At 33.7% G+C, this 3,943-nt stretch carries 7 protein-coding genes; 1 reads left to right on the plus strand and 6 read right to left on the minus strand.

What is annotated here, in order from left to right; translation table 11 throughout:
- On the plus strand, positions 1–184 hold a 184-nt coding region (locus H4O20_RS15060; RefSeq protein ID WP_221442936.1), incomplete at its 5' end, for a hypothetical protein.
- Between the two features lie 89 nt (positions 185–273).
- Here H4O20_RS15060 and H4O20_RS13395 read toward each other — a convergent pair.
- The 6 genes from H4O20_RS13395 to H4O20_RS13420 form a co-directional block, all read right to left on the minus strand.
- The gene (locus H4O20_RS13395) at positions 274–1,380 is read right to left on the minus strand and encodes an LPO_1073/Vpar_1526 family protein (RefSeq protein ID WP_185099603.1); all 1,107 of its coding nucleotides are present in this window, start codon (positions 1,378–1,380) and stop codon (positions 274–276) included.
- On the minus strand, positions 1,370–1,549 hold the full coding sequence (locus H4O20_RS13400) for a hypothetical protein (protein WP_185099604.1): 180 nt from the start codon (positions 1,547–1,549) through the stop codon (positions 1,370–1,372). Before H4O20_RS13400 ends, H4O20_RS13395 begins: the two co-directional genes overlap by 11 nt.
- A gap of 191 nt (positions 1,550–1,740) precedes the next feature.
- Positions 1,741–2,154, minus strand: a complete 414-nt coding sequence (locus H4O20_RS13405) for a hypothetical protein (RefSeq protein WP_185099605.1) — start codon at positions 2,152–2,154, stop codon at positions 1,741–1,743.
- 151 nt (positions 2,155–2,305) lie between these two features.
- Complete coding sequence (locus H4O20_RS13410; protein ID WP_110476716.1) at positions 2,306–2,605, minus strand: type II toxin-antitoxin system RelE/ParE family toxin; 300 nt, start codon at positions 2,603–2,605, stop codon at positions 2,306–2,308.
- Entirely contained in the window at positions 2,598–2,855 is a 258-nt protein-coding gene (locus H4O20_RS13415; RefSeq protein WP_110476718.1) for a type II toxin-antitoxin system ParD family antitoxin, read from the minus strand. The genes H4O20_RS13410 and H4O20_RS13415 overlap by 8 nt, the downstream gene beginning before the upstream one ends.
- Before the next feature lie 553 nt (positions 2,856–3,408).
- Positions 3,409–3,708, minus strand: coding sequence for a hypothetical protein (locus H4O20_RS13420; RefSeq protein ID WP_185099606.1), 300 nt, complete (start codon positions 3,706–3,708; stop codon positions 3,409–3,411).
- Positions 3,709–3,943: the final 235 nt, after the last annotated feature.

Below are 3,943 nucleotides of genomic sequence, written 5' to 3' on the forward strand. Positions count from 1 at the left end.
AAATTTATTAGATAGATCAGCATTTCCAAATTCCGTTTTATTTGGACTACAGGAGACTAAAAGTCCGATGAATAAAAAGATTTTAAAATTAATCACGATTTTTTTCAACTTATGCACAACGGTAAATTGTATGAGTAGTGGCAGATTGCGTGGTAGTTTCCTGTCAAACCGCTACGCAGTTTGAGCGGGCTACAAACCTTGATATTTACCACATCACCTGCCATTACTTATACAAAATGTTGTGTGCTGGCGTTTTTTCCATTTCATTTTCAATTAGTTTAAAGGGGGTAAGTTTTTATCACACCTCTGTGCATTTGAATGAGCTAACACTCGACCGACCGATGTTATCTGAATACCAGAAGATAAGTTATCCCACCACTCCCTAAGTTTTTTCAAATTTGGTAGCTTATTCCATTCTACCATCAACTGTTTTGTGTTTTTTTGTTTTATTGCAGCATCTTGTTTATAAAGGTCATAAATTGAGTTCATTGCTTTCTTTTGTGCTTCACTTGTCGGTATTTGCAAAATTGAAGGTTGGTTGTTTTGAATAATCAGTTTTTGTAAAGCAACTGAATCAATTTGTTTTCTATTTTGAATATTCATTCTCACAAAATCTGAATTTAGTGGGTGTGGAACCAAAATATTTGGAGGCAATCCATTAGCTTTTAATATTTCAAGAGCTTTATTGTAGTTTTCAGACTCTTTTTCAATTCCTAACTCGATATATCCAGCTAGCATTTGAGGATAAATCTGGTCAATTTTTTTTAGACCACCAATTGAGCTTATGCGTACTGCATCTAGAATATCTAAGTGGTCTAGCCAATCGTTGCCAATAGGTAAGCTACCATAAATTATTTTGCCAAATAAATCATTTAATGTTCTTAGTCCTTGCATAACATCTCCACTTGCAGGAGTGAAAAATGTAACGGAATGAAAAACAGTTAAGCCAAGTAATGCATCGTCAGAAATTTCGTCAACAATTTCAACGGCACGGCTGATGCCAGCTCTTGTAACTCTATTTTCTCCTTTCTGAAATCTGTGTAAAAGCAATTCTGCAAGAAGGTCATAATCGGCAGGTCTTTCAGTTGCAGCTGCAGTCTTTTGAGCTTCAACAAGAAGGAGCTGAAAACTTGGGTCTGCAAAAGCCTCTAAAGCTCCATCAACAGCTTCCATTTTAGGCATTAGCTTATTCTCAAAATCTAAAATTCTTGAAGATGCAATTTCAAATGCTTCTTGAGAATAGTCTTTTCTTAATTGCAGGTTCATTTCTTGATATATTTCTCTTGCCCTTTTCTCGTCAATACCAACATTGACAATCATAGTTCCTGCTTGCAATTGTTGTGAACCATCTCCAGCTTTTTGAATTTGTTTATCTGCCATTGTAGTCTCTTCCAATTTGTACTTGTGATGAATTATCCCCTGCTTTTTGTTTTTGTTTTGTTGTAGTCTTTTTATTTATGCCAATTTTATAGCCTACAGTTCCACCTGCAACTAAACCTACAATAAAGGTTATAATTGCTGTTCCTAATCCACTAAAAAACCATTCCATAATAATGTCAATTTATATTAGTTGAATATTTGCAGTTTGTTCGTTTTCGCTTGCACACAACGTCTCGGCTATGAGTAGTTGCGTGGTCTAGCACTTAACTTTGCAAGTACATACCAAAATGAAAATCCGCGAGGATTTTCAGAAGTAGGCGAGAACGAGCAATTACTTATAGCCATTGTTGGCGGTAGTTTTTATTCCGTTAATATTTTATTCAGATTTGGAAATTCGATTTCAATTTTTCTGCAAGGTTCGTAGCCATATTCTAATCCTGCTCTTAATAATCCTTTCAGAGAATTTTTCCTATCCGTTTCTAATTTCGATGCGAGTTTTATAAATTCCGCCTCGTTCATTTTATAAACTATGTCCGAAAGAACTGTTCCTAAATCATAACATCCAGCTCCTCCACCACACCAAAATTCCGTCAGTTCCGATAACGCGTTTGAGTCTTTATTCAGCGTTTGAGTAATCAATTCGGTCAGTTTTTTATTCTGTTCTAGAGATTGTCCGACATACAAGTCTTGTCCGATTTCTATTCCATCCACTTCATTTTCTTTACAACTCAAAATTGTAAAAATCATCAATAAATATATTGTTAAGTTCTTCATTTTTCAAATTACCGCCAACGGTCTCGGCTATGAGTAGTTGCGTGGATTAGCACTTAACTTTGCAAGTACGCACCAAACTGAAAATCCGCGAGGATTTTCAGAAGTAGGCGAGAACAAGCAATTACTTATAGCCATTGTTGGGTGTAGTTTTTTATTCTGTTATTCTGTTTTTCAAATCCATTTGACCGTGTAAAATTCTTGTTATTTCAATCGGATGGTCAATTCTTTTTCGATAAAATATTATGTGTCGATTTGCTTTTAATCCGAAAAGGTCAGATTTGATTCCATCATAGTTTTTTCCCAATTCTGGGTTATTAGCTATATCTTGGCAAATATCAAGAAGCATATCGTAATATCTGTCAGCTTGATTTTCCGACCAATTTTCGAGTGTATATTCCCAAATTCCGTTTAAATCCGCCACGGCTTTGTTGGTCAGTTCGTATTTAGCCATTCTTTTTGCGTTTAGCTTTTAATTCCTCAAGATTTTTTTTCGGGTCGAAATCGTGAGCAATTCCGCTATCAATTCCTTCTTGAATAGCATTTCTTAACGCAATTACTTTACTTTCCTCATTTTCTAAAAGTCGAAGTCCAGCTCTGATTACTTCGCTTACATTTTTGTATCGTCCAGCAGAAACTTGGGTTTGTACAAACTGGTCAAAATAATTTCCGAGCGATATGGATGTATTTTTCATATTATTCATTTTTATCAAATATACCAATTTTTGGTAAAAAATCAAATTTTGTATATTTTCGCTTAAATTACACCCAACGTGTTTGTATATGGTTTGTTGCGTGGTTTAGCACGTAATTTAGCAAATAAAAACCGAATAGAAAATCCGCGAGGATTTTCGTAAGTAGGCTAGAACTAGCAATAAATTATATACGGTGTTACCACACGTTTTTATTATTCATTTCAGAAAATCAGTCTTTCGATTTGACTTCTGATTGAGAATAGAAAAATCAAAATCAAAAGTGTAATTAAATTTGTTTTGAAATTCACGTATTCCTGTTTTCTATATTCTTTTAATATTCTATAAACTAAAAATCCGCCAACAAGTATAATGGGTAGATAGTTTAAAATTAAATCAACATACCACAATTCCGAAATCCGACTTGCAGTTGCTCCTTCTCCATAAATTCCCCAAAAAGCAAATATCTCAATCAAAATCAGAAGTAACAGAATTCCGAAAAATAGAACTGACCTAATTCCGATTCCGATAAAATTGGTTTTAATTTTTAAAAATTCAGTCATATTCATCCAGAAAAAGTTTCAGTTGTTAAATTCAAACAGATGATTGCAGAAATTATATGAATTCCGATTAAGTAAAATTTCCATTTCGGTTTTTTAGTCAGAATTAGAGCGTAGATTGGAATTTGAATAATAGCAATTATTGTCGGTAAGATTCCAATTCCGTTTTTTGTCAAAATAGCAATTAACATTGTAAATGGATAAACAACTTTCGCTGGTAAATAAGTTCCGTGTCCTCCACCCATTGCAAATACTACAATGACTAATAAAATAAATGTTATTAAAATGGTAGTTCCGATTTTCATTTCAAATGTGTGGTAACGTTGTTGTATATGGTTTGTTGCGTGGTTTAGCACGTAATTTAGCAAATAAAAACCGAATAGAAAATCCGCGAGGATTTTCGTAAGTAGGCTAGTACTAGCAATAAATTATATACGGCTTAAGTTTGATTTTTACTAAATAAGTTAATTTTAAGTATTAATCAGAAAGAACAAAAGAGCGGAGTAAGGTTACTATATACGGTGAAGCTTTAGACTTCGA

This window comes from Aequorivita sp. 609 (genome assembly GCF_014212065.1).
Classification (GTDB): Bacteria; Bacteroidota; Bacteroidia; order Flavobacteriales; family Flavobacteriaceae; genus Aequorivita; species Aequorivita sinensis.

Coding starts and splice junctions, on each gene's coding strand:
- H4O20_RS13395 (WP_185099603.1), bottom strand. CDS start 1,380: ATGGCAGATAAACAAATTCAAAAAGCTGGAGATGGTTCACAACAATTG.
- H4O20_RS13400 (WP_185099604.1), bottom strand. CDS start 1,549: ATGGAATGGTTTTTTAGTGGATTAGGAACAGCAATTATAACCTTTATT.
- H4O20_RS13405 (WP_185099605.1), bottom strand. CDS start 2,154: ATGAAGAACTTAACAATATATTTATTGATGATTTTTACAATTTTGAGT.
- H4O20_RS13410 (WP_110476716.1), bottom strand. CDS start 2,605: ATGGCTAAATACGAACTGACCAACAAAGCCGTGGCGGATTTAAACGGA.
- H4O20_RS13415 (WP_110476718.1), bottom strand. CDS start 2,855: ATGAATAATATGAAAAATACATCCATATCGCTCGGAAATTATTTTGAC.
- H4O20_RS13420 (WP_185099606.1), bottom strand. CDS start 3,708: ATGAAAATCGGAACTACCATTTTAATAACATTTATTTTATTAGTCATT.